Source organism: Rhizobacter sp. P2_D12, from assembly GCF_056404395.1.
The window spans coordinates 19,417-43,203 of record NZ_JBFUEB010000017.1 but is presented as its reverse complement, the minus strand read 5'-3'; the positions used below and the strand labels follow the sequence as shown (position 1 = coordinate 43,203).

Annotated in this window: 32 protein-coding genes and 1 tRNA gene; 5 read left to right on the top strand and 28 right to left on the bottom strand. The window is 66.9% G+C overall.

From position 1 onward, the window contains the following. Positions 1–2: 2 nt before the first annotated feature. A complete protein-coding gene (locus tag AC1DYN_RS08070) occupies positions 3–1,100 on the top strand; it encodes a hypothetical protein (protein WP_477958601.1) in 1,098 nt (365 codons plus the stop codon). Between the two features lie 12 nt (positions 1,101–1,112). Here the strand turns inward: AC1DYN_RS08070 and AC1DYN_RS08065 are convergent, their stop codons facing one another. The 28 genes from AC1DYN_RS08065 to rplN all read right to left on the bottom strand — a co-directional run bounded on the left by AC1DYN_RS08065 (position 1,113) and on the right by rplN (position 17,891). Next, on the bottom strand, positions 1,113–1,424 hold the full coding sequence (locus AC1DYN_RS08065; protein ID WP_477958600.1) for a hypothetical protein: 312 nt from the start codon (positions 1,422–1,424) through the stop codon (positions 1,113–1,115). Continuing rightward, positions 1,414–1,869: a hypothetical protein gene (locus tag AC1DYN_RS08060; protein WP_477958599.1), complete on the bottom strand. Its 456-nt coding sequence runs from the start codon at positions 1,867–1,869 to the stop codon at positions 1,414–1,416. Before AC1DYN_RS08060 ends, AC1DYN_RS08065 begins: the two co-directional genes overlap by 11 nt. Then, positions 1,870–2,415, bottom strand: coding sequence for a methylated-DNA--[protein]-cysteine S-methyltransferase (locus AC1DYN_RS08055; protein ID WP_477958598.1), 546 nt, complete (start codon positions 2,413–2,415; stop codon positions 1,870–1,872). It lies immediately after the preceding gene. A 6-nt stretch (positions 2,416–2,421) separates the two neighbouring features. Beyond that, positions 2,422–3,057 (bottom strand): 7-carboxy-7-deazaguanine synthase, encoded by a 636-nt coding sequence (gene queE, locus AC1DYN_RS08050; protein WP_477958597.1) that lies wholly within the window; start codon positions 3,055–3,057, stop codon positions 2,422–2,424. 15 nt (positions 3,058–3,072) lie between these two features. Then, entirely contained in the window at positions 3,073–4,179 is a 1,107-nt protein-coding gene (locus AC1DYN_RS08045; protein WP_477958596.1) for a 6-carboxytetrahydropterin synthase, read from the bottom strand. 128 nt (positions 4,180–4,307) lie between these two features. After that, the gene (locus AC1DYN_RS08040) at positions 4,308–4,772 is read right to left on the bottom strand and encodes a cupin domain-containing protein (RefSeq protein WP_477958595.1); all 465 of its coding nucleotides are present in this window, start codon (positions 4,770–4,772) and stop codon (positions 4,308–4,310) included. A 121-nt stretch (positions 4,773–4,893) separates the two neighbouring features. Beyond that, a tRNA-Met gene (locus AC1DYN_RS08035) sits at positions 4,894–4,970 on the bottom strand. Positions 4,971–5,015: 45 nt separating this feature from the next. Then, positions 5,016–6,878, bottom strand: a complete 1,863-nt coding sequence (gene dsbD / locus AC1DYN_RS08030) for a protein-disulfide reductase DsbD (protein WP_477958594.1) — start codon at positions 6,876–6,878, stop codon at positions 5,016–5,018. Between the two features lie 61 nt (positions 6,879–6,939). Beyond that, positions 6,940–7,725: an ABC transporter permease gene (locus AC1DYN_RS08025; protein ID WP_477958593.1), complete on the bottom strand. Its 786-nt coding sequence runs from the start codon at positions 7,723–7,725 to the stop codon at positions 6,940–6,942. 66 nt (positions 7,726–7,791) lie between these two features. Further along, a complete protein-coding gene (locus AC1DYN_RS08020) occupies positions 7,792–8,709 on the bottom strand; it encodes an ATP-binding cassette domain-containing protein (RefSeq protein WP_477958592.1) in 918 nt (305 codons plus the stop codon). A gap of 78 nt (positions 8,710–8,787) precedes the next feature. Further along, positions 8,788–9,180 carry a 50S ribosomal protein L17 gene (gene rplQ / locus AC1DYN_RS08015; protein ID WP_477958591.1) on the bottom strand — a complete coding sequence of 131 codons (393 nt, stop codon included), beginning with the start codon at positions 9,178–9,180 and terminating at the stop codon, positions 8,788–8,790. A gap of 74 nt (positions 9,181–9,254) precedes the next feature. Beyond that, positions 9,255–10,241 carry a DNA-directed RNA polymerase subunit alpha gene (locus tag AC1DYN_RS08010; protein ID WP_047507668.1) on the bottom strand — a complete coding sequence of 329 codons (987 nt, stop codon included), beginning with the start codon at positions 10,239–10,241 and terminating at the stop codon, positions 9,255–9,257. Positions 10,242–10,388: 147 nt separating this feature from the next. Then, positions 10,389–11,012 (bottom strand): 30S ribosomal protein S4, encoded by a 624-nt coding sequence (gene rpsD / locus AC1DYN_RS08005; protein ID WP_477958590.1) that lies wholly within the window; start codon positions 11,010–11,012, stop codon positions 10,389–10,391. Positions 11,013–11,170: 158 nt separating this feature from the next. After that, complete coding sequence (gene rpsK, locus AC1DYN_RS08000; protein WP_056668469.1) at positions 11,171–11,572, bottom strand: 30S ribosomal protein S11; 402 nt, start codon at positions 11,570–11,572, stop codon at positions 11,171–11,173. Between the two features lie 17 nt (positions 11,573–11,589). Next, on the bottom strand, positions 11,590–11,955 hold the full coding sequence (gene rpsM / locus AC1DYN_RS07995; protein WP_477958589.1) for a 30S ribosomal protein S13: 366 nt from the start codon (positions 11,953–11,955) through the stop codon (positions 11,590–11,592). Between the two features lie 36 nt (positions 11,956–11,991). Beyond that, the gene (rpmJ, locus tag AC1DYN_RS07990; RefSeq protein ID WP_477958588.1) at positions 11,992–12,105 is read right to left on the bottom strand and encodes a 50S ribosomal protein L36; all 114 of its coding nucleotides are present in this window, start codon (positions 12,103–12,105) and stop codon (positions 11,992–11,994) included. Between the two features lie 60 nt (positions 12,106–12,165). Then, positions 12,166–12,384 (bottom strand): translation initiation factor IF-1, encoded by a 219-nt coding sequence (infA, locus tag AC1DYN_RS07985; protein ID WP_047489367.1) that lies wholly within the window; start codon positions 12,382–12,384, stop codon positions 12,166–12,168. 42 nt (positions 12,385–12,426) lie between these two features. Continuing rightward, complete coding sequence (gene secY / locus AC1DYN_RS07980; RefSeq protein ID WP_477958587.1) at positions 12,427–13,737, bottom strand: preprotein translocase subunit SecY; 1,311 nt, start codon at positions 13,735–13,737, stop codon at positions 12,427–12,429. Between the two features lie 46 nt (positions 13,738–13,783). Continuing rightward, entirely contained in the window at positions 13,784–14,215 is a 432-nt protein-coding gene (gene rplO, locus AC1DYN_RS07975; protein WP_477958586.1) for a 50S ribosomal protein L15, read from the bottom strand. Between the two features lie 14 nt (positions 14,216–14,229). Beyond that, positions 14,230–14,412 (bottom strand): 50S ribosomal protein L30, encoded by a 183-nt coding sequence (rpmD, locus tag AC1DYN_RS07970; RefSeq protein ID WP_047507678.1) that lies wholly within the window; start codon positions 14,410–14,412, stop codon positions 14,230–14,232. A gap of 20 nt (positions 14,413–14,432) precedes the next feature. After that, positions 14,433–14,951, bottom strand: coding sequence for a 30S ribosomal protein S5 (gene rpsE, locus AC1DYN_RS07965; protein ID WP_477958585.1), 519 nt, complete (start codon positions 14,949–14,951; stop codon positions 14,433–14,435). A 14-nt stretch (positions 14,952–14,965) separates the two neighbouring features. Next, positions 14,966–15,331 (bottom strand): 50S ribosomal protein L18, encoded by a 366-nt coding sequence (gene rplR / locus AC1DYN_RS07960; RefSeq protein WP_477958584.1) that lies wholly within the window; start codon positions 15,329–15,331, stop codon positions 14,966–14,968. Positions 15,332–15,343: 12 nt separating this feature from the next. Next, positions 15,344–15,877 (bottom strand): 50S ribosomal protein L6, encoded by a 534-nt coding sequence (rplF, locus tag AC1DYN_RS07955; RefSeq protein WP_477958583.1) that lies wholly within the window; start codon positions 15,875–15,877, stop codon positions 15,344–15,346. A 15-nt stretch (positions 15,878–15,892) separates the two neighbouring features. Beyond that, positions 15,893–16,288, bottom strand: a complete 396-nt coding sequence (rpsH, locus tag AC1DYN_RS07950) for a 30S ribosomal protein S8 (protein ID WP_477958582.1) — start codon at positions 16,286–16,288, stop codon at positions 15,893–15,895. 27 nt (positions 16,289–16,315) lie between these two features. Further along, positions 16,316–16,621, bottom strand: coding sequence for a 30S ribosomal protein S14 (rpsN, locus tag AC1DYN_RS07945; RefSeq protein WP_477958581.1), 306 nt, complete (start codon positions 16,619–16,621; stop codon positions 16,316–16,318). 8 nt (positions 16,622–16,629) lie between these two features. Beyond that, a complete protein-coding gene (rplE, locus tag AC1DYN_RS07940; protein ID WP_477958580.1) occupies positions 16,630–17,169 on the bottom strand; it encodes a 50S ribosomal protein L5 in 540 nt (179 codons plus the stop codon). Positions 17,170–17,179: 10 nt separating this feature from the next. Beyond that, positions 17,180–17,497, bottom strand: coding sequence for a 50S ribosomal protein L24 (gene rplX, locus AC1DYN_RS07935; RefSeq protein ID WP_477958579.1), 318 nt, complete (start codon positions 17,495–17,497; stop codon positions 17,180–17,182). Positions 17,498–17,522: 25 nt separating this feature from the next. Further along, a complete protein-coding gene (rplN, locus tag AC1DYN_RS07930) occupies positions 17,523–17,891 on the bottom strand; it encodes a 50S ribosomal protein L14 (protein WP_011831006.1) in 369 nt (122 codons plus the stop codon). 256 nt (positions 17,892–18,147) lie between these two features. On the opposite strand from rplN, the gene yajC reads away from it, so the two are divergent. The 4 genes from yajC to AC1DYN_RS07910 are packed head-to-tail and all read left to right on the top strand — an operon-like array spanning position 18,148 to position 23,781. Further along, positions 18,148–18,480 carry a preprotein translocase subunit YajC gene (yajC, locus tag AC1DYN_RS07925; protein ID WP_477958578.1) on the top strand — a complete coding sequence of 111 codons (333 nt, stop codon included), beginning with the start codon at positions 18,148–18,150 and terminating at the stop codon, positions 18,478–18,480. 13 nt (positions 18,481–18,493) lie between these two features. After that, positions 18,494–20,380: a protein translocase subunit SecD gene (gene secD / locus AC1DYN_RS07920; protein ID WP_477958577.1), complete on the top strand. Its 1,887-nt coding sequence runs from the start codon at positions 18,494–18,496 to the stop codon at positions 20,378–20,380. 33 nt (positions 20,381–20,413) lie between these two features. Further along, the gene (gene secF / locus AC1DYN_RS07915; protein WP_477958576.1) at positions 20,414–21,451 is read left to right on the top strand and encodes a protein translocase subunit SecF; all 1,038 of its coding nucleotides are present in this window, start codon (positions 20,414–20,416) and stop codon (positions 21,449–21,451) included. 41 nt (positions 21,452–21,492) lie between these two features. Continuing rightward, the gene (locus tag AC1DYN_RS07910; protein WP_477958575.1) at positions 21,493–23,781 is read left to right on the top strand and encodes a DUF1631 family protein; all 2,289 of its coding nucleotides are present in this window, start codon (positions 21,493–21,495) and stop codon (positions 23,779–23,781) included. Positions 23,782–23,787: the final 6 nt, after the last annotated feature.

Here is a 23,787-nt window from a genome sequence, read left to right as displayed (position 1 = left end):
ACATGAAGAACCTGTCACGGCTGGCGCTGGTCAGCGCCGCGATCTCGGGCCTGCTGCTGTGCGGCGGCTGCACCACCACCGCGAGCGCGATCCTCAGCGCCGCCGGCATCGCGACCGACAACAGCCCGACGCTGGACATCCTGAAGCATTTCCACGCCAAGTGGACCGAGGGCGACCCGCAGTCCTGCGYGTCGCTGAACTCGGCACAGCGCGCCGTGACCGCCCGCTGCCTGCCGTTCCAGCCGGGCAGCCTGAAGACCGAGGACATCCGCAACGCCGGCCTGCAGGAATGCGTGCTGACGATCGCCACGCGCGATCCGCAATTCTGGCCTGCCCTGCCCGAGCTGCTGGACAAGGGCGCGCAGCCGGAGACCTGCTACCAGGCGCCGATGGTCGCGCTGGCCCAGGCCGCGACCGCACCCGATTTCTCGAAGGCCTCGCCGCAGGCGCTGCGTTCGCTGCGCTTCCTGGCCGAGGCCGATGCGCGTGCGGTGCAGCATGACGTGCTGCGCCTGCTCAGCACGCCGGGCGCCCGCGCGGTCGGGCTGGACGGCGTGATTGAGCAGTGGGTGGCCCAGGGCGACCTGCCCGCCGGCAAGCTGGCCTTCAGCCCGCTGAGCGCGCTGCACCCGAGCGCGTTGCAGACGCCGCTGGCAGGCAAGCTGGAGGCCGCCGGCCACACCGCGCGTGCCGCGCTGGGCCCATACCAGGGCAAGCGCGCGGCCGGCTTCGAGGAGGCCTTGCGCACCAGCGACTACGCGGCGCTGGAATGGTGGCTCAAGCGCGAGCCGAAGCTGGTCGACAAGGTGCCGTCGACGCAGGGCCAACAGCTGCCGTGGATCCCGCTGGCGCGCGTGGTGGTGCCGACCTTCATGAACGACGATCGCGCGCAGGCGCAGATGGTGAGCTTCCTGCTGAGCCATGGCGCGAACCCGTGGCAGTCGATGCCGTACCAGCCGAGCCAGTCGGTGGTGGCCTTCGCGCGCAGCTTGAAGAGCCCGACGGTTGCGCTGCTGGATCCGCCGCCGGCCCCGAAGGGTGCGCCGGTGCCGGCGACCGTGGTGGCGAACAACGGCAGCGCGACCGGCCAGGCGGAGTAGCCGCGGCGGCGCTCAGCCGCCATCGAGCACGAGGAACGGCCAGCCGAGCAGCTCGGCCAGCCGGTGCACCACCCACACCGCCTCTTCCTTCGACACCACCGGCCCGTCCTGCAGGCCGCGCAGGCAGTCGGCCAGCACCGCCTCGGGTGCGGCGCCGGTGCCGAAGTGCTGGGCGCTGGCCCGCTCGCCGAGGTGCTGCGACAGGTCTTCGCACAGCTCGTAGCGCTGGCGCAGCTCGGCCAGCGGCACGGTCAGGCGCTGGCGGGTGTCGGTGTACAGCGCGTAGAACGACGGCGGGACATGGATCTGGTACTCATCGGACATCGCCCGATGATGCCAGCCAGGCGCCAGGAATCGCCAGGCCGGGGCGCTCGTCGTCCCAGGCCATGGAACTGATGCGCCAGCCTTCGGGCGTGCTGATGAACTGCGTGAAGATGACGCCGCGCGCGCTGAAGGCCGTGCCGTCGCTGATGCCATCCTTCGTGTAGGCGCTCATGCGCTGCGCAACCTGGCCGAAGACCTGCGTGCGTTGCGAGACCTCGACCTCGCGGAAGCGCGTCAGGCGGCCGCCTTGCACCAGCGCCCGCCGCGGTTCGATGAAGGCGTCGATGCCGGAGATCTCGGGCGTGGCGGCGGTGTTCTTGATCAGCAGGCCCGAGGCGATGAACAGCGCACGAATGCGCTCATAGTCGGGCTGCGTGCCCGGCTCGAACGAGACCGCGGCCAGGAAGGCGGTCATCAGGGCGTCGATCTGCGGTTGCGCGTCCATTCACACCTCGTCGAACAGGCCGGGTTCGCGGCCGATGCGGGCACGCTCGATCTCCAGCAGGCGCCGCTTGGTGTCGACACCGCCCGGCGACGAGAAGCCGCCCGAGCGGCCACCGGCCGCCAGCACGCGGTGGCACGGCACGATGATCGGAAACGGGTTGCTGCCCATCGCCTGGCCGACGGCGCGGGCGGCGCCGGGCTCGCCGAGCTGCTGCGCGATCTCGCCATAGGTGCGCGTGTCGCCGGGTTGGATCGTCAGCGCGAGTTCGTAGGCACGGCGATGGAAGTCGGGCAGGCCGTCCAGCGCCAGCGGCGACTGCGACAGGTCGACGCGCTCGCCCTGCATCAAGGCCTGGATGCGCTGCACCACGTCCTGGATCGCGGCCGGCGGCACCGCCTCGGCCGAGCCGGGCTGCCGCCGCTGGATGCACCGCCGCAAGCTGGCCTCGTCCGCATCGGGCAGCCACACGCCGACGATGCCCTGCCCGCGCCACGCCACGGCACAGGGGCCGATGGCGGTGTCGAACACGACGTGCAGCGTGTCCATGGCCCGCTAGGCGATGCCGATGTACTTGTGCGTCTGCACGCTCAGCCGCCACAGCGGGTGCGCGAGGCAGTAGTCGACCGCCTGCTGCGTGTTGCGCTTGCGCTCCAGCCCGTCCATCGGCTGCAGGAAGAAGTGGTCGAACTTCAGCGTCGCGAAACGCTCGGGCATCGCCTTCGGTTGCGGGTACACGAGCTTCAGCTCGTGGCCCTGCGTCAGCACCAGCTCGGCATCGGCCTTCGGGCTGACGCAGATCCAGTCCAGGCCCGGGGGCGCCGGCTGGGTGCCGTTGGTCTCGACGGCGACCTCGAAGCCCTGGGCATGGAACGCGTCGACCAGCGCCTCGTCGAGCTGCAACAGCGGCTCGCCGCCGGTGCACACCACCAGCGGCCGGCCGCTGCGCGGTGACGGCCAGTGCGAGGCCACCGCCTGCGCAAGCGCGAGCGCGCTGTCGAACTTGCCGCCCCCCGGTCCGTTGGTGCCGACGAAATCGGTGTCGCAGAACTGGCAGACGGCATCGGCCCGGTCCTGCTCGCGGCCCGACCACAGGTTGCAGCCGGCGAAGCGGCAGAACACGGCAGGGCGGCCGGTCTGCGCGCCCTCGCCCTGCAGCGTGTAGTACATCTCCTTGACGGCGTAGGTCATGCGGGCTTCCGTGGATCAGATCGGGATCGCGAGGCCGGCGTCCGCGTCGGCACTCTCGGCGATGACGATCGCGCCGCAGCCGCGCGTCTCGTACAGGTCGACGCGGTCGACCATCGGCAGCACCGCGCGCGCCTGCTGCAGGATCCAGGTGGCCAGCGTCGCGGTGTCGCCGTCTTCCAGGCCGTCGATCTCGTACAGCGGGCGGTGGTCGAGCGCCTTGAAGATCGGATCGAACAAGGTCTTCACGTCGCCGAAATCGACCGTCCAGCCCATCAGCCGGTCGAGCGGCGCGGCCAGGTGCAGGCGCAGCGTGTAGGTGTGGCCGTGGATGCGGCGCAGCGGGCTGCCATCGGGCGCGCGCTTGAGCTGCAGCGCACTGTCGAGCGTGAACTCTTTCCAGATGCGGTAGTGGCGGCCGTCGAAGTTGGCGCCGCACGAAGCGGTCTCGTAGACGGTGATCCACGACAGCTCGGGCAGCACCGGCTTCAGGCGATCCCAGATCCAGCTGGACATCAGCTCGCTGGTTGGGTTGGACAGCCCGGCGATGTCGTTCAGGCAGCCGTAGTTCAGCTCGTGGTGCAGCGGCGCCCAGCAGTCGTCGAGGTGGTCGTAGTCGATGCCGAGGTCGCGCGCGCCCAGGTCCTGGTTGGCATGCACGATGACCTCGAACCCATGGCCGTGCATGCGGCCGCACTTGTGGCCGAGTGGCACGTTCGGCAGCTTGTGCGCAGCCTGGAACAGGTAGCGGCGCCAGACGTGCGCCTGGCCCGACACGTCGAGGTCGACACCGCCGTGCGCGGTGCTCTGGATGCCCAGCTGCGTGATGCCGGGCGCATCGAGCTGCGCGCGGATCCAGCGGGCGAGGTTCTCGTCGGTGGGCTGCGCGACGATGTCGTTGAGCAACCGGTAGTCGAGCTGCGCCGTGCGGGCCTCGAGGTCGGCGCGCAGGCGTTCGACTTCGCCCCCGGGAAACGCTGCAAAGCCCTGCGGCAGCTCGGCGCGCAGCGTTGCGAGGAAGCTGTGGCCGTGCAGGCGCCGCGAGCGGTGGCCTGCCGGCAGCAGGCTCACTTCGCACGCGGACTCGAAGCCGCTGGCGGCGCAATGGAGGGTCTTGATCGGCACGCTGTCTCTGTGGGAGTCGAAAAGCAGGAACGCCCACGTTCCGTGGGCGTTGCGCGGCGCCGTCCACGGGCGCAGGGGACAGCCATTTTAGCGAGGGGCCGAAAGCCCCACCGGGGCCTGTGGAGGGCTTACTTGGGTTCGTCGGCGGGGTTCACGAAGTGCCGGCCCCCGGGGCCCATGCCGGTCACTTGAACGACCGTCTCGTCGCGCACTTCGACAAAATGGGGAACGTTGGCCGGCTCGGTGTAGAAGCTGCCGGCGGGCAAGGCCTTCAAGGCCTTGGCATCCCACTTCTCGCCATAGCCCGTGTACCAGGTGCCGGACAGCACGGTGATCTGCCGCAAATCGGGATGCGTGTGCGGGGCGAGCTTGTAGCCGGCAGGCACCTTCAGCCGGATCGTGTAGGGCCCCGGCTTGGCCGGGTCGCCGAGCAGGATCGTCTGCGAGATGCCGCGCACGGCGAGGCCGCCGCTGTCCCATTTCATCTCTTCCGGCGTCAAGGTGACCACGCCGGCATCGGCGGCTTGGGCGATCACGTTGCACGAGAGCACGGCGGCCGTGCACAGAAACAAGATGGTTGGTTTGATGTTCATGGTTGACCCTGTTGAATCTGCAAGACTGCAGGACCTGCATGTCGCAAAGTCTGCGCCTGATTCCGCGCCAGATTTGAAATGCAAAAAGGCCCTCGCATGGAGGGCCTTCTTGGTCTGGATTTGGTTGCGGGGGCTGGATTTGAACCAACGACCTTTGGGTTATGAGCCCAACGAGCTACCAGACTGCTCCACCCCGCGACTGAGCCTGTGACTATAGCACAGGAGCATGTGCCAACGCGAGCTTTACAGTCCCGCGCGCTGCAGGGACTTGAGAAATTCTTCGGTCTTCTGGAAGCCGATCACGCGCGTGCCCGGTTGCTCGGTGCCGCTCGCGTCGAAGAAGATCGTGCCGGGCGGGCCGAACAGGCCGAAGCGCTTCAGCAGCGCGCGGTCATCGTCGTTGTTCTTCGTGACGTCGGCCTTCAGCAGCAAGGCGCCGGCGAGCCTGGCTTGCACGGCCGCATCGGTGAAGGTGAAGCGCTCCATCTCCTTGCACGACACGCACCAGTCGGCATAGAAGTCGAGCATCACCGGCCGACCCGCAGAGCGCACCGCGGCATCGAGCTCGGCGACGCTGCGCACCGTCGCGAAAGCCAGGCCATGCGACTGCACGGACGCTGAAGCCCCGCCGCGCAGGTGCGCCAGCGGCTGCAGCGGATCGCTGCCTCCCGATGCCGCCCCAACCAGTTGCAGCGCGYCGATCAAGGCCAGCACCGCCGCGATCGACTTGCGCAGCAGGGTGCCCGGCGCCGTCGCGATGGCATGGCCCTGGCCGGCCAGCGTGACCACGGCCGCGCCGATCAGCAGCGCACCCCACAGCGCCAGCGCCAGCGCCGACGGCATCACCGGCTGCACCGTGTACAGCGCCACCGCCAGCAGCAGCAAGCCGAAGAAGCGCTTGACGCCATCCATCCACGCACCCGCGCGCGGCAGCAGCGTGCCCGCCGATGCACCGACCAGCAGCAGCGGGATGCTCATGCCGGCCGCCAGCGAGAACAAGGCCGTGCCCCCGAGCAGCACGTCGCGCGACTGGCTCAGGTAGACCAATGCCCCGGCCAGCGGCGCCGCGACACAGGGGCTGACGATCAACGCCGACACGCCGCCCATCGCGAACACGCTCAGCACACGCCCGGCCGGCAGGTTCTGCGAGGCTTCGGTCAGGCGGCCGGTCAGCGCCGATGGCAATTGCAATTCGTAGACGCCGAACATCGACAGCGCCAGCACGACCAGCCCGAGCGAGAACACGCCCAGCACCCACGGGTTCTGCAATGCGGCCGCCAGGCCGACACCGGCCAGGCCGGCCGCGATGCCGAACGCGGTGTAGACCAGCGCCATGCCCAGCGAATAGCTGGCGGCCAGCGCCAGGCCGCGCGCCCGCGTGACGCTGTGGCCCTGGCCGACGATGATCGACGACAGGATCGGCAGCATCGGCAGCACGCAGGGCGTCAGCGACAGCAGCACGCCGGCGACGAAGAAGACGCCGACGACGGTCCAGAAGCGGCCACCGCGCAGCGCGGCATCGATGCCGTCGCCATCGCCCGGCGGGGCCGTCGGCGCGGCGGTGGCAGCGGGCGGGGCCAGCGCGGCCGCGACGGCGCTCGACTGCGTGGCGTTGCTGCCGCCCGCGGCCGCGACGCGCACCACGCCATCGCCACCGAAGCCGCTCAGCCCGACGTCGGCACGCGACGGCATCGGCGGATAGCACAAGCCCTTGTCGGCACAGCCCTGGCTCGTCACCGTCAGCGTGAAGCGTGCCGGCGCCTGCTGCACCGGCACGACGATGCGGATCTCGTTGCGGTAGGTCTCGACGTTCTTCTGGAAGGTCTCGTCGAACTTGACCTTGCCGGGCGGGATCCCCGGCTCGCCCAACGTCGCCCCCTCGGCGGCGAACTTGAACTGCTCGCGGTACAGGTAGTAGCCCGGCGCGATCGCGAAGCGGACCTCGACGCTCTTCGCGTCCAGGGCCTTGGCATCGAAGCGGAACGCGACCTCGGGCTCGAGGAAGTCGTCGGCGGCGCGCGCCGCCAGCGCCGCCAGGGCCAGCCCCGCCAGCAGCAGGGCCGGCATCCATCGCCGCCACGGGGAGATCGCGTTCAAGGTGCGCATGAAGGTCGACTTGCAGCGTAAGAAAGTGGAGGAGTCGCAGGCGGCCCGCAGGTTCCGCCGGCTACTTGAAGAATCGGCGCCGGGTGAGCACCAATGCCAGGTAATAGCCGCCCAGTGCATAGGCCGCCAGCACCAGCATCGGCTGCCACACCTGGTGCGGCCACTGGCCGAGAACCAGCGGCCGCACCAGGTCGACCGCCGCCGTCAGCGGCAGCACGTGGGCAATCGCCTGCAGCCAGCCCGGCATCTGCTCGATCGGGAAGTACACGCCGGACAGGAAGGTCATCGGCGTCATCACGAGCGTGAAGTAGTAGGTGAAGAAGTCGTAGCCCTGGGCCAGCGCGTTGAACACCAGCGCGATCGACGCGAAGGTGACGCCGACGAAGCACAGCAGCGGCAGCGCCAGCAGCATGGTCGGCGCGCGGCTGATGCCCAGCACGAAGATCACCGCCATGATGGCGGCGACGGTGAACACCGACTTGATCGCCGCCCACAGCATCTCGGCGAACACGATGTCGTCGAGCGCGATCGGCGCATTCATGATGCTGTCCCAGGTCTTCTGCACCTGCATGCGCGAGTAGGCCGAGTACAGGCCTTCGAAGGTGGCGGCCAGCGCGCAGCTGACGGCGATGCTGCCCGAGGCCAGGTACTCGATGTAGGGCAGCCCCTGCACCTGGCCGATCATCGAGCCCAGCCCGTAGCCGAAGGCCACCAGCGTGATCAGCGGCTCGGCGATGTTGCCCAGCACGCTGGGCACCGCGAGCTTGCGCCACACCAGCAGGTTGCGCAGCACCACCGGCCAGAAGCGGACGGTGATGCGGGGAGCGGCGTAGAAAGAGATCAGCATGCGGACTCCATCAAGCCACCCGCCGGGGGCCCCTGGGGCGCTGGAGCGAAGCGAAGGGGGCTGCCATCATTCGTCGCGGATCTGGCGACCCGTCAGCTTGAGGAAAAGATCCTCGAGGTTCGCGGGCCGGTGCAACGTGCGGATGTCATGGTGCTGCCCCAGCGCCTGCAGCAAGGGCTGCGGTTGGCGCACATAGAAGAACACCGTCTCGCCGCTGGTCTCGAYGCGCTCGGCCAGGCTCGCATACTGCGCAGCCATCGGCAGCGCGCCATCGCCGAACACCTCGACGACGTCGCTCTCCAGGTGTTCGCCGATCAGGCCGCGCGGCGTGCCTTCGGCAATCTTCCGGCCGTGGTCCAGCACCAGCAGGCGGTCGCACAGGCGCTCGGCCTCGTCCATGAAGTGGGTGGTCAGCAGGATGGCCTTGCCCTGCTGCAGCAGGTTCTGCAGCCGCTCCCACATCAGGTGGCGCGCCTGCGGGTCGAGCCCGGTCGTCGGCTCGTCGAGCAACAGCAGGTCGGGGTCGTTGATCAGCGCACGGCCCAGGCTGAGCCGGCGCTTCATGCCACCGGACAGTTCGCCCGGCTTGGCATCCGCCTTCGATTGCAGCGCCGCAAATTCCAGCAGCTTCGGGATGCGCGCCTCGATGGTCGCCTTCGGCAAGCCGAAATAGCGGCCGTACACGCGCAGGTTTTCGGCGCAGGTGAAGTCGGGGTCGAGGCTGTCGAACTGCGTGACGACGCCGATGCGCTTCTTGGCCTCGCGCACCTGCTGCGGGATCGGCAGGCCGAAGGCATGCACTTCGCCGGCATCGGGGCCGACGAGGCCGAGGCACATGCGGATGGTGGTCGTCTTGCCGGCGCCGTTCGGCCCGATCACGCCCAGGCATTCGCCGGGCTGGATCTCGAGCGACAGGTCGTTGACGACGGTGTTGTCGCCGAACTTCTTGTGCAGGTGGGCAATGCGGAAGATCGGCTCGGGCATGGGGCCCCAGTGTGCCATCGCCAAGAAAAAAGGGCCGGCACATGGCCGACCCCCTTCGGTTCAACGCAGAGTGGTGACTCAGGCGTTGTCGGTCGCTGCCTCTTCGGCCACTTCCGGGCGATCCACCAGCTCGACGAAAGCCATCGGCGCGTTGTCGCCGACACGGTAGCCCATCTTCAGGATGCGGGTGTAGCCGCCCGGGCGCGCCTTGTAGCGCGGGCCGAGTTCGTTGAAGAGCTTGGTGACGACGTCGCGGTCGCGCGTGCGGTCGAAGGCGAGGCGGCGGTTGGCCAGCGTCGGCTCCTTGGCCAGCGTGATCAGCGGCTCGACGACGCGGCGCAGTTCCTTGGCCTTGGGGACCGTGGTCTTGATCGCCTCGTGCGTCAGCAGCGAGTTGCACATGTTGCGCAGCATCGCGGCGCGGTGCTCCGATGTGCGGTTGAGTTTGCGAAGTCCGTTACGGTGGCGCATGGTGCTTTCCTTTCTTGACTAACTTATGAGCCCCCAGCCGTACGAGGTACTGAGGGGTTGCACGATCAAGCGCGTTACCGCTTGTCGAGGCCTTGCGGGGGCCAGTTCTCGAGGCGTGCGCCCAGCGTGAGACCACGCGAGGCCAGCACTTCCTTGATTTCGTTGAGCGACTTGCGACCCAGGTTCGGCGTCTTCAGCAGCTCGGTCTCGGTGCGCTGGATCAGGTCGCCGATGTAATAGATGTTCTCGGCCTTCAGGCAGTTGGCCGAACGCACCGTCAGCTCGAGCTCGTCGACCGGGCGCAGCAGGATCGGATCGAACTGCGTGCTGCGCTGGGCCGGCTGGTCGAACGCGGCGATCTCGCTGCCTTCCAGCTGCGCGAACACGGCCAGCTGCTCGACCAGGATCTTGGCCGATGCGCGGATCGCTTCTTCCGGCGTGATGGCGCCGTTGGTCACGATCTCCATCACCAGCTTGTCCAGGTCGGTGCGCTGCTCGACGCGAGCGCTTTCGACGGTGTAGCTGACGCGCGCCACCGGCGAGAACGAAGCATCCAGCACGATGCGGCCGATCGACTTGGTCGGCTCGTCGCCATAGCGGCGCAGCGTGCCCGGCACGTAGCCGCGGCCCTTCTCGACCTTGATCTGCATGTCCAGCTTGCCGCCTTGCGACAGGTGGGCGATGACGTGATCCGGGTTGATGATCTCCACGTCGTGCGGCGTCTGGATGTCGCCGGCGGTGACGGGGCCTTCACCTTCCTTGCGCAGCACCAGCGTCACTTCGTCGCGGTTGTGCAGGCGGAACACGACGCCCTTGAGGTTCAGCATGATGTGAACCACGTCTTCCTGCACGCCGTCGACGGTCGAGTACTCGTGGAGCACGCCGGCGATCGTCACTTCGGTCGGCGCATACCCCACCATCGACGACAGCAGCACGCGACGCAGCGCATTGCCCAGCGTGTGGCCATAGCCGCGCTCGAACGGTTCGAGCGTGACCTTGGCGCGGTTGCCGCCCAGCGGCTCCACATTGATGGCTTTGGGTTTGAGCAGATTTGTTTGCATGAGGTCTTTCTTTCAATACCCTCGGTTCGTTACACCGATAAGGCTGAGGGACCAACGGCCGCAGCGGGTGCCGCAGCCGCACGAGGAAACACGCACCCGCCGGCGCAGCAACCCTTGCGGGCCGCGCCGGCGCAGCACCACACCGGATCAGCGCGAGTACAACTCGACAATCAGCGCTTCCTTGATGTCGGCACCGAATTCGTCGCGGTCCGGCGCCTTCTTGAAGATGCCTTCGAGCTTGCTGGCGTCCACCTGGACCCAGTTCGGCATGCCCTGCGATTCGGCCAGCTTGACGGCATCGGTGATGCGCAGCTGCTTCTTCGACTTCTCGCGCACCGCGACCACGTCGCCGGCCTTGACCAGGTACGACGCGATGTTGACGACTTCACCGTTCACGGTGATGGCCTTGTGCGACACCAGCTGGCGGCCTTCGGCGCGGGTCGAGCCGAAGCCCATGCGGTAGACCACGTTGTCCAGGCGCGATTCGAGCAGCAGCAGCAGGTTGGCACCGGTGTTGCCCTTGCGGCGCTCGGCCTCGGCGAAGTAGCGGCGGAACTGGCGCTCCAGGATGCCGTACATGCGCTTGACCTTCTGCTTCTCGCGCAGCTGCAGGCCGAAGTCGGAGGTGCGCGAGCCGGAGGTGCGGCCGTGCTGGCCGGGTTTGCTGTCGAACTTGACCTTGTCACCGATGGCGCGACGCGCGCTCTTCAGGAACAGGTCGGTGCCTTCACGGCGGGCAAGCTTGCCCTTGGGTCCAAGATAACGTGCCACGTTGCTTCCTTTGGTCAATCTGACATGGGCCCTGGGGGCTCATGCGAGTCCGGCGAGTGTTGTTCTGAGCGCTCGGACGGTGGGCTTCAGGCTCTGCGCCTAACGAAACCGCCGGCGCGGTGCATGGCACCCGCCGGCGACGAAAAAAACAGCAGTGATCAGATGCGACGACGCTTCTGCGGACGGCACCCGTTGTGCGGCACCGGCGTCACGTCGGAGATCGAGTTGATCCGGATGCCCAGCGAGGCCAGTGCACGCACCGACGACTCGCGACCCGGGCCCGGGCCCTTGATCTTGACGTCCAGGTTCTTGATGCCCTGCTCTTGCGCAGCACGACCGGCGACCTCGGCCGCCACCTGGGCTGCGAAGGGGGTCGACTTGCGCGAGCCCTTGAAGCCCTGGCCGCCACTCGACGCCCAGGACAGCGCGCCGCCCTGACGATCGGTGATCGTGATGATCGTGTTGTTGAACGATGCGTGAACGTGGGCAATGCCGTCCGCAACATTCTTGCGGACCTTCTTGCGCACGCGCTGGGCAGCGGTATTCGGTGCTTTAGCCATATCGACCTTCTCTCAAATCACTTCTTGACCAGGGCGCCGGACTTGCGCGGGCCCTTGCGGGTGCGAGCGTTCGTCTTCGTGCGCTGGCCGCGGACCGGCAGGCCACGGCGGTGGCGGAAGCCACGGTAGCAGCCCAGGTCCATCAGGCGCTTGATGTTGATGGACATCTCGCGGCGCAGGTCGCCTTCGATCGTCATGCGGCCGATCTCTTCCCGGATCTTCTCCAGGTCGGTGTCGGTCAGGTCCTTGATCTTGCGATCGAACGGAACGTTGCAGTTCGTGCAGATCTTCTGCGCGGTGCTGCGACCGATGCCGTAGATCGCCGTCAGGCCGATCTCCGCGTGTTTCTGGGGCGGAATGTTGATACCAGCAATACGTGCCATGTGCGTCCTCTATTCGCTTGTCGTCAAAGGCCAGATTCAGCCTTGGCGCTGCTTGTGGCGCGGATCCGTGCAGATCACGCGCACAACGCCCTTGCGACGGATGATCTTGCAATTCCGGCACATCACCTTGACCGATGCTGCAACTTTCATACTCTTCTCCTAGGCCCTTTCAGAGCGCTTACCTGATTCAAACTCGTCGTGTCCCGACACTTACTTGGCCCGGAACACGATGCGGGCCCGCGTCAAATCGTAGGGCGTCAACTCGACCGTGACCTTGTCGCCGGGAAGGATCCGGATGTAGTGCATCCGCATCTTTCCGGAGATGTGCCCCAGCACGATGTGCCCGTTCTCCAACTTCACACGAAACGTGGCATTCGGCAGATTCTCCAGAATCTCGCCTTGCATCTGAATGACGTCGTCTTTCGCCATGCCTGTCGGTTTCGTGTTGCTTGTCTGCGGCCGTTGCCGGCCTCAGCTCGCCTTGAAATTCGCCTTCTTCAGCAGCGACTCGTACTGCTGACTCATCACATACGACTGCACCTGCGCCCAGAAGTCCATCGTGACCACCACGATGATCAGCAGCGAGGTTCCACCAAAATAGAACGGCACGTTGTACTTCAGCACCAGGAATTCGGGCAGCAGGCAGACCAACGTGATGTAGATCGCACCGGCCAGCGTCAGGCGCGACAGGATGCGGTCGATGTGCTTGGCCGTCTGGTCGCCCGGGCGGATGCCCGGGATGAACGCGCCGCTCTTCTTCAGGTTGTCTGCGGTCTCGCGGCTGTTGAACACCAGCGCCGTGTAGAAGAAGCAGAAGAAGACGATGGCCGCGGCATACAGCATCACGTAGATCGGCTGGCCCGGCGACAGCAGGCTGGCCAAGTCCTTCAGCCAGCGCAGGCTCTCGCCGGTGGCGAACCAGCTCACCACGGTGGCCGGCAGCAGGATGATCGACGACGCGAAGATCGGCGGGATCACGCCCGACATGTTCAGCTTCAGCGGCAGGTGCGACGACTGGCCGCCGTAGACCTTGTTGCCGACCTGGCGCTTCGCGTAGTTGACCAGTATCTTGCGCTGGCCGCGTTCGACGAACACGACGGCGAAGGTCACCGCAGCGATCACCACCAGGATGAACAGCATCGCCGGCACGCTCATCGCGCCGCTGCGCACCAGCTCGAGCAGGCCGCCGATGGCGCTCGGCAGGCCGGCGGCGATGCCACCGAAGATCAGGATCGAGATGCCGTTGCCGAGGCCGCGTTCGGTGACCTGCTCACCCAGCCACATCAGGAACATCGTGCCGGCCACCAAGCTGACGACCGCCGTCATGCGGAAGCCGAAACCGGGCGAGACCACCAGGCCGGGCGAGCCCTCCAGCGCGAGCGCGATGCTCAGCGACTGGAACACCGCGAGGCCCAGCGTGCCGTAGCGCGTGTACTGCGTGATCTTGCGGCGGCCCGATTCGCCTTCCTTCTTCAGCGCCTCCAGGCTCGGCACCACGTAGGTCATCAGCTGCATGATGATCGACGCCGAGATGTAGGGCATGATGCCCAGCGCAAAGACGGTGAAGCGCGACAGCGCGCCGCCCGAGAACATGTTGAACAGGCTCAGGATCCCGCCCTGCTGGCCCTTGAACAAGGCCTGCAGCTGGTCGGGGTTGATGCCCGGCACCGGGATGTGCGCGCCGATGCGGTACACGACGAGCGCCAACACCAGGAAGACAAGCCGGCGACGAAGGTCACCGAACTTGCCGCTCTTGGCCAGCTGATTCGCGTTGGTTGCCACTGAAGCGCGTCCCGTAGGTGTGGATGAAAAGGCTTGGAAGCTCGGCTTACGCCACCGAGCCGCCAGCGGCTTCGATCGCGGCCTTGGCGCCGGCGGTGGCGCCGATGCCCTTGAGCGCGACCTTCTTGGTCAGCGCACCGGTGTTGATGACCTTGACCACCTTGGCCAGCTGGCCGACCAGGCCGGCTTGCTTCAGCGTCAGCACGTCGACTTCATCGGCGGCCAGCACTTCGAGGTCGGACAGCGTGACCTCGGCGTTGTACTTCAGCAGCGCCGACTTGAAGCCGCGCTTCGGCAGGCGACGTTGCAGCGGCATCTGGCCGCCTTCGAAGCCGACCTTGTGGTAGCCACCGGCACGCGACTTCTGGCCCTTGTGGCCACGGCCTGCCGTCTTGCCCAGGCCCGAACCGATGCCGCGGCCGACACGGCGCTTGGCATGCTTCGCGCCCGACGCGGGCTTGAGGGTATTGAGTTCCATGTTCGTTCCCAGGCTCAGAGGACCTTCACCAGGTACTGGACCTTGGTGATCATGCCGCGCACTGCGGGCGTGTCTTCCAGCGTCGATTCGCTGTTCAGCTTGCGCAGGCCCAGGCCGCGCACGGTCGCGCGGTGCGATTCGCGCGTGCCGGCGATGCTGCGGACCAGCTTGATCTTGACGGTTTTCTTGTCAGCCATGATGTTTCTCCGCGTGCCGGTCAGCCGAGGATCTGCTCGACCGTCAGGCCGCGCTTGGCGGCGATCTCGGCCGGCGTGCTGACATGCTTCAGGGCATTCAGCGTGGCGCGGACGAGGTTGTATGGGTTGGTCGAACCGAGGCTCTTGCAGACGATGTCGGTCACGCCCATCACCTCGAACACGGCGCGCATCGGTCCGCCGGCGATGATGCCGTCACCCGGCTTGGCCGGCGCCATCAGGACGCGCGAAGCACCGTGCTCGCCGATCACCTTGTGGTGGATCGAGCCGTTCTTCAGCGAGACCTTGACCATGTTGCGGCGGGCCGATTCCATCGCCTTCTGCACGGCGACCGGAACTTCCTTCGCCTTGCCCTTGCCCATGCCGATGCGGCCGTCGCCGTCGCCGACCACGGTCAGTGCCGCGAAGCTCAGCGTGCGGCCGCCCTTGACCACCTTGGTGACGCGGTTGACCGCGATCATCTTTTCCTTCAGGCCGTCGTCATTGCCTTCGGTCTGGGCGCGGGGTTGAAACTTTGCCATTGTCGAATTCCTCGTCAGAACTGCAGACCGGCTTCGCGAGCCGCGTCAGCCAGTGCCTTGATGCGGCCGTGGTATGCAAACCCGGCGCGATCGAATGCCACCTTCTCGACGCCGGCGGCCTTCGCCTTCTCGGCGATGCGCTTGCCGATGACCGTCGCGGCTGCCACGTTGCCGCCCTTGCCGGCCGCGCCCAGTTCCTTGCGGACGTCGGCTTCGACGGTGGAGGCGGTGGCCAGCACCTTCTGGCCGTCGTCGGAAATGACGCTGGCGTAGATGTGCAGGTTGGTGCGGAAGACCGTCAGGCGGGCCACGCGTTGCGTCGCAATGCGGGCACGGGTCTGGCGGGAGCGACGGATGCGCTGATCTTTCTTGTTCAACATGTCGTTCGCTCCTTACTTCTTCTTGGTCTCTTTGAGGGAGACCTTTTCGTCGGCATAACGAATGCCCTTGCCCTTGTAGGGCTCGGGCGGACGGATCGCGCGGACTTCAGCGGCGATCTGGCCGACGACCTGGCGGTCGGAACCCTTGATGATGATTTCGGTCTGCGTCGGGCACTCGACCTTGATGCCGGCCGGCATGTCCTTGCTCACCGGGTGCGAGAACCCGATCTGCAGGTTCAGCTTGGTGCCGGCGGCCTGGGCACGGAAGCCCACGCCGACCAGGGTCAGCTTCTTCTCGAAACCCTTGCTCACGCCGTTGACCATGTTGGCCACCAGCGCACGCATCGTGCCCGACATCGCATCGGCTTCGACGCTGTCGTTGGCCGGCGCGAACTGCAGCTTGCCGCCTTCGTTCTTCACGGCCACCAGGGCGTTCACCGGACGCACCAGCGTGCCGAGCGAACCCTTGACGCTGATCTTGTCAGCGGTGATCGACACATCCACGCCTTGCGGGAGCGCGATCGGCATTTTTCCTACGCGGGACATTCGCTTCTCCGTTCCTTAGGCGACGTAGCAGAGCACTTCGCCGCCGATGCCGGCCTGGCGAGCCTTGCGGTCCGTCATGACGCCCTTCGGCGTGGTCACGATGGCAACACCGAGCCCGTTCATGACGTTCGGGATGTCGTGGCGGCCCTTGTAGATGCGCAGGCCGGGACGGCTCACGCGCTCGATGTGCTCGATCACGGGGCGGCCGGCGTAGTACTTCAGCGCGACTTCCAGCTGCGGCTTGGCCTGTTCGCCCACCACGTTGAACGTCTCGATGTAGCCCTCGTCCTTCAGGACTTGCGCGATCGCCACTTTCAGCTTCGACGCCGGCATCGTCACGGAGGTCTTCTGGACCATCTGTGCGTTGCGGATACGCGTCAGCATATCGGCGATAGGATCACTCATGCTCATTCGAATATCTCCTGATCGTCCTGCCGATTACCAGCTGGCCTTGACGACACCGGGGATGTCGCCCTTGAACGCGAGTTCGCGGATCTTGTTGCGGCCCAGGCCGAACTTGCGGAAGGTGCCGCGCGGGCGGCCGGTCAGTTCGCAGCGGTTGCGCTGACGGGTCGGGTACGCGTTGCGCGGCAGCTTCTGCAGCTCCAGGCGCGCGGCGTAGCGCTCTTCGTCGGACTTCTTCGCGTCGTTCGCCGTGGCCTTCAGCTCGGCATACTTCTTCGCGAACTTGGCAACCAGTTGCTCGCGCTTCAGTTCGCGCTGGATGAGGGATGTCTTAGCCACGGGCCACCTCAGTTCTTGAACGGGAATTTGAACGAAGCGAGAAGCGCCTTGGCTTCGTCGTCGCTCTTGGCAGTCGTCGTGATGCTGATGTTCAGACCACGCAGCGCATCGACCTTGTCGTACTCGATCTCGGGGAAGATGATCTGTTCCTTGACGCCGATGTTGTAGTTGCCACGGCCGTCGAACGAACGACCCGAGATGCCGCGGAAGTCGCGGACACGGGGCAGCGCGATCGTCACGAAGCGGTCCAGGAACTCATACATCTGGACGCCGCGCAGCGTGACCATGCAGCCGATGGGCACGCCGTCACGGATCTTGAAGCCGGCGATGGCCTTCTTCGACTTGGTGACCACGGGCTTCTGGCCGGCGATCTTGGTCAGGTCGCCGACGGCGTGTTCCATGACCTTCTTGTCGGAGACGGCTTCGCTCACGCCCATGTTGAGCGTGATCTTCGTGATGCGGGGAACCTGCATCGTCGAGGTGTAGCCGAACTTCTTGACCAGGTCGGGGACGACCTTCTCGCGATAAAACTGTTGCAAACGTGCCATGGCTGACCTCTTATGCCTTGATTTCTTGGCCGCTGGACTTGAACACGCGAACCTTCTTGCCGTCGGACAACAGCTTGATGCCCACGCGATCGCCCTTGCCGGTCGCCGCATTGAAGATGGCGACGTTCGACTGATGGATCGGCATGACCTTGTCGACGATGCCGCCGGTGGCGCCCTTCATCGGGTTCGGCTTGACATGCTTCTTGACGACGTTCACGCCGTCGACCGTCACGTGGTCAGCATCGATGCGCGCGACGACCTTGCCGCGCTTGCCCTTGTCGCGACCGGTCAACACGATGACCTCGTCGCCCGTACGAATCTTGTTCATGGCTCGTCCTTTGACTTGTCTCAGCTCAGAGCACTTCAGGTGCGAGCGAAACGATCTTCATGAAGCGCTCGGTGCGCAGTTCGCGCGTCACCGGGCCGAAGATGCGGGTGCCGATCGGCTCGAGCTTGGCGTTCAGCAGGACGGCGGCATTGCCGTCGAACTTGACCAGCGAGCCATCCTGGCGGCGAACGCCCTTGGCGGTGCGAACGACGACGGCGCTGTAAACCTCGCCCTTCTTCACGCGACCGCGCGGCGCAGCTTCCTTGATGCTGACCTTGATCACGTCACCGATGCCGGCATAGCGGCGCTTGGAGCCGCCGAGCACCTTGATGCACATGACGGATTTCGCGCCAGTGTTGTCCGCGACGTCAAGCCGCGATTGCATTTGAATCATGTTCTGTCCCCAACTTGGACCGCACTTGCGTGCAGCCAGTCTTGGGCCCGTGGTGTGGGCGAAGCCGCTTCCTCTGCTGCCCTGTTCTGGGCAACCGGTGTTTCGGCGAAGCTGCGGATTATGGGGGATTTGCGAAAGCCATGTCAACCCGGCCGCAAAAAAGAATCCGGGCGGCGTGCCCGGACTCGGCGTGAACGCCACAACCTACAATCGCGGGCTTTTCATTCCGTCTCCACCTCTCCCTAAGGATTCCGCCGTGTTCATTTCCGAAGCCTTTGCCCAGGCCGCACCCGCCGCGGGCGCCCAGACGCCGTTCGGCGGCGGCATCGCCGGCATGCTGCCGTTCGTGCTGCTGTTCGTGGTGATGTACTTCGTGATGATCCGCCCGCAGATGAAGCGGGCCAAGGAGCACAAGGCCATGATCGAGGCGATCGCCAAGGGCGACGAGGTCGTGGTCGCCGGCGGACTGCTCGGCAAGGTCTCCAAGCTGGGCGAGAGCTACATCCACGTCGAGATCGCCGATGGCGTCGAGGTGCAGGTGCAGCGCGGCGCCGTGGTCCAGGTGCTGCCCAAGGGCACGGTCAAGTAATCAAGAACTCGCCATGAACCGCTATCCGTGGTGGAAATACACGATCCTCGCGATCGCCCTGGTCGTCGGCCTGCTGTACACGCTGCCCAACTTCTTCGGCGAGGCGCCGGCGGTTCAGGTGAGCAGCGGTCGGCCGACGCTGAAGCTCGATGGCTCGATCGCGCAGCGCGCGACGCAGATCCTCGGCGACGCCGGCATCAAGCCGGAGGTGGTGCAGTTCGACGGCAACTCGTTGCGCGTGCGCTTCGCCGACCTGGACACCCAGGGCAAGGCCAAGGACGCGCTGAGCCGAGCACTGAACCCCGATGCCGCCAACCCGAGCTACGTGGTGGCGCTGAACCTGCTGTCGCGCTCGCCGCGCTGGTTGACGGCCGTCCATGCGCTGCCGATGTACCTGGGCCTGGACCTGCGCGGCGGCGTGCACTTCCTGATGCAGGTCGACATGAAGTCGGCGCTGACCAAGAAGGCCGAATCGCTGACCGGTGACATCCGCACGCTGCTGCGCGACAAGAACCTGCGCCATGCCGGCATCAGCCGCGACGGCAACACCGTCGACGTGCGCTTTCGCGACCGCGAGACGCTGACGGCCGCGCGCAGCCTGTTGGGCGAGCAGTTGCCCGACCTGGTCTGGACCGAATTCCCCGACGGCACCGAGATCCGCCTGTCCGGCGCGCTGAAGCCCGAAGCGGCCCGCCGCGTGCAGGACGCCGCGATCAAGCAGAACATCACGACGCTGCACAACCGCGTCAACGAGCTGGGCGTGGCCGAGCCGGTGATCCAGCAGCAGGGCATCGACCGCGTCGTGGTCGAGCTGCCGGGCGTGCAGGACACGGCGCAGGCCAAGAGCATCCTCGGTCGCACCGCCACGCTCGAGCTGCGCATGGTCGACGACAGCGCCGAGGCACGCTCGGCCGAGGCCGGCAGCGGCCCGGTGCCGTTCGGCACCGAGCGCTTCATCGAACGCAGCGGGCGCGCCGTCATCGTCAAGCGCCAGGTGGTGCTGACCGGCGACAGCCTGACCGATGCGCAGCCGGGCTTCGACAGCCAGACCCAGCAGCCCAAGGTCGACCTGACGGTGGACGCCAAGGGCGCGCGCATCATGCGCGACACCTCGCGCGAGAACATCGGCAAGCGCATGGCCATCCTGCTGTTCGAGAAGGGCAAGGGCGAGGTCGTGACGGCGCCGGTGATCCAGGGCGAGCTGGGCAACCGGTTCCAGATCTCCGGCTCGATGACGGTCTCGGAAGCCAACGACACCGCGCTGCTGCTGCGCGCCGGTTCGCTGGCCGCGCCGATGGACATCATCGAGGAAAGCACCATCGGCCCGAGCCTGGGCGCCGACAACATCACCAAGGGCTTCAACAGCGTGATCTACGGCTTCACCGCCATCGCGCTGTTCATGTGCTGCTACTACCTGCTGTTCGGCGCGTTCTCGACGCTGGCGCTGGCCTTCAACCTGCTGCTGCTGGTGGCGGTGCTGTCGATGCTGCAGGCGACGCTCACGCTGCCGGGCGTGGCCGCCATCGCGCTGACGCTGGGCATGGCGATCGACGCCAACGTGCTGATCAACGAACGCGTGCGCGAGGAGCTGCGCGCCGGCGCACCGCCGCAGGCGGCGATCCACGCCGGCTACGAGCGGGCCTTCGCGACCATCCTGGACTCGAACGTCACCACGCTGATCGCCGGCATCGCGCTGTTCGCGTTCGGCTCCGGCCCGATCAAGGGCTTCGCGGTGGTGCACTGCCTGGGCATCCTGACCTCGATGTTCTCGGCCGTGATGTTCTCGCGCGGGCTGGTGAACCTCTGGTATGGCCGCCAGAAGAAGTTGAAGGGCGTGTCCATCGGCCAGGTGTGGAGGCCGCAAGGCGCCCCCCCGGCCGACCTGCCCACCCAGGGCTGATCCCCTCGCCCACCCGAACAAGCAGGCATCCCCATGGAATTCTTCCGGATCAAGCGCGACATCCCGTTCATGCGGCACGCGCTGGTGTTCAACGTCGTCTCGCTGCTGACCTTCCTGGCAGCGGTGTTCTTCCTCGTCACGCGCGGCCTGCACTTGTCGGTCGAGTTCACCGGCGGCACGCTGATCGAGACCTCGTACTCGCAGGCCGCCGACATCAACCGCGTGCGCGGCATCGTCGACGGGCTGCAGCTCGGCGAAGCCCAGGTGCAGAACTTCGGCTCGGTGCGCGACGTGCTGATCCGCCTGCCGGTGCGCGGCGACATCAAGCAGGACGAGGTGCTGAACCGCGTCTTCGGCGCGCTGTGCAAGGCCGAGAACGGTGCGGTGTCGACCCAGCAGTTCGTCAGCGACAAGGGCGAGGCCGTGTCCCGGCTGGTCTGCACGGCGGGCACCGCCGAGCCGCTGACGCTGCGCCGCAACGAATTCGTCGGCCCGCAGGTCGGGCGCGAGCTGGCCGAGGACGGCGCCAAGGCGCTCGCCTTCGTGATCGCCGGGATCATGCTGTACCTGGCCTTCCGCTTCGAGTGGAAGTTCTCGGTGGCGGCCATCGTCGCCAACCTGCACGACGTCATCATCATCCTGGGCTTCTTCGCGTTCTTCCAGTGGGAGTTCAGCCTGTCGGTGCTGGCCGCGGTGCTGGCGGTGCTGGGCTATTCGGTCAACGAATCGGTCGTCATCTTCGACCGGATCCGCGAGGCCTTCCGCAAATACCGCAAGATGACCACGCCCGAGGTCATCGACCACGCGATCACCAGCACGATGAGCCGCACCATCATCACCCACGGCTGCACGCAGATGATGGTGCTGTCGATGCTGCTGTTCGGCGGCCAGACGCTGCACTACTTCGCGATCGCGCTGACCATCGGCATCCTGTTCGGCATCTATTCGTCGGTGTTCGTCGCCGCAGCCATCGCGATGTGGCTGGGCGTCAAGCGCGAAGACCTGATGAAGGCCGGCCCGGGCTCGAAAGAGACCGATCCGGACGACCCCAACGCCGGGGCGGTGGTGTAGAGTAAGGACTTCCCCCCACTCGAGCGCTATCCGACACCTTCATGGCGACCGCCGCCGATTCGTTGGCCCTGGCCGCCCAGGCGCGCCGCTCCTACGTGGAGCGATTGCTCTATGGCGTGCCCGGCATCGTCCAGGCCGTCGAGGAAGGTGCCCGCAACCTGGCGGCACAGACGGCAGAGCACAGCGTGCAGTACAAGCGCCGCGATGCCGCCGTCGACCTGCGCCGCGCCGCGCCGCTGTGGGTCGCCGGCATGACCTCCTCGCTGCGCAGCTCGCTGGGCAGCGGCATGGTCTCCGCGTCGCGGCCGGGCGACCTGCCGCCGCCCGGGCGGGCGGCCAGCATGTCGCTCGTCGATGACGACACGATCGAGGTCGAGATCCTGAGCTCGCGGCTGGCGCTGGCGATGATGGACCGCTCGTCCTGGGAGTTCACCGACCTGCGCTCGCGCATGTCGGTGCTCGAGCAGCGCGACGAACTCGACACCAACGACGTGCTGCGCCCACACGTGCTGGCGCGCATCGTCACCGCTGCCTGGCGCGGCGCTTCGCTCAGCCACGACCTGTGGCGCACGCTGCAGGCGGTGATCCACGAAGAGTTCGCCCACTTCGCCGAAGAGGCCTACCACGAGACCAACCGTTGGCTGGTGCAGAAGGGCGTGCTGCCCGACGTCGACCTGCGGCCGTTCATCCGCCGCTCGCGCAATGCCCAGGGGTCGGCGGGCGGCGCTGGCGCCGCTGCCGCCGCCGCGCCGGCCGCGAATGCGAGCACCGGCTTCGGGCGCACCGGCGTGGGCGAAGAGACCCGCATGATGACGCGCGCCGGCGGCTTTGCCCGCGGCGCCGACCACGCCGAGGCGGTGCTCGGCCGCCTGAACCGCCTGATCGGGCGGCAGCTGCCCGAGTTCAGCCGCACCGCGCCGATGACCTCGGCCTCGCCCGAGTTGAAGGCCGCCATCTCCGACGCCCAGCAGGGCATCCAGCGCCGTCTCGCGAGCAGCCAGGATTCGGCGCGCACCTCGCCGGGGGGCCAGGTCAGCACGCCGGCGCTGCTCGAAGAGCTGCACCAGCGCAAGCAGGCGCTGAAGAAGGCCGCATCGACCCCGGTCGAGCGCGCGACGATCGAGATCGTCGCGCTGCTGTTCCAGAGCATCCTCACCGAAGAGCGCATCCCGGCCGTCGTGCGGGTCTGGTTCGCCCGGCTGCAGATGCCGGTGCTGCGGGTGGCGGTCAGCGAGCCGGATTTCTTCGCGACGGTCGACCACCCTGCGCGCCGCCTGATCGACCGCATGGGCGCCTGCGTGATGGGCTTCGATTCCACCAGCCGCGCGGTCGGCGATGCGCTGGAGCGCGAGATCAAGCGCGTCGTGCAGGTCGTCGAGGCCTATCCCGACACCGGCCGCCGCGTGTTCCAGACGGTGCTGACCGAGTTCGAGAAGTTCCTCGAGAACTATTTCCAGAACGAGAACGAGGCGACGCGCAAGGGCGTGTCGCTCGCGCAGCAGGTCGAGCAGCGCGAGACGCTGGCGATCCAGTACACGATCGAGCTGCGCAAGATGCTCAACGAGGTGCCGGTGCAGGAGGGTGTGCGCGACTTCCTGTTCCAGGTCTGGGCCGACGTGATGGCGATGACCGCCGTCAAGAGCGGCGCCCAGGGGCCGGAGACCAAGACCATGAAGCGCGCCGCCGCCGACCTGATCTGGTCGGCCAGCGCCAAGGTGTCGCGCGAAGAACGCGCCGAGGTGATCCGCCGCCTGCCTCCGCTGCTGAAGACGCTGCGCGAAGGCATGGACCACGCCGGCGTGTCGCCGGAACGCCAGGACGAGCACATCCAGCGCCTGAACAACTCGCTGGCCGCCGCCTTCACCGCGAAGACCGCCGCGATCCCGCACGAGCGGCTCGAAGAGCTGATGGTGCGCCTCGAGACGCTGGAAGAGTTGCTGCCCGAATCGCAGGACGTCGACATCGACGAGGCGATGGTGCTGGACCTGTCCGGGCACGAGAGCGCCGAACTCGAGGTCGTCGGCGAAGGCGGCTCGATGCCCACGCCGGCAATGCTGACCTGGGCGCGCGAGCTGCAGGTCGGCGGCTGGTACATGCTGGATTACCGCAACCGCAACGAGGCGGTGCAGCTCGCCTGGCAGGGCCTGCGCCGGCAGTTGGCGCTGTTCGTGTCGCCGCACGGCCGCGGCATCCTGTTCCAGCAACATCGGCTGGCCGCTTTCCTGCAGGCTGGCCTGCTGGTGCCGGCGCAGGACGAATCCCTCACCGTGCGGGCCACGCGCAGCGCGCTGGCCAAGCTGGACGTCGACCCGAGCCGCCTGTTGAACTGAGCGCTT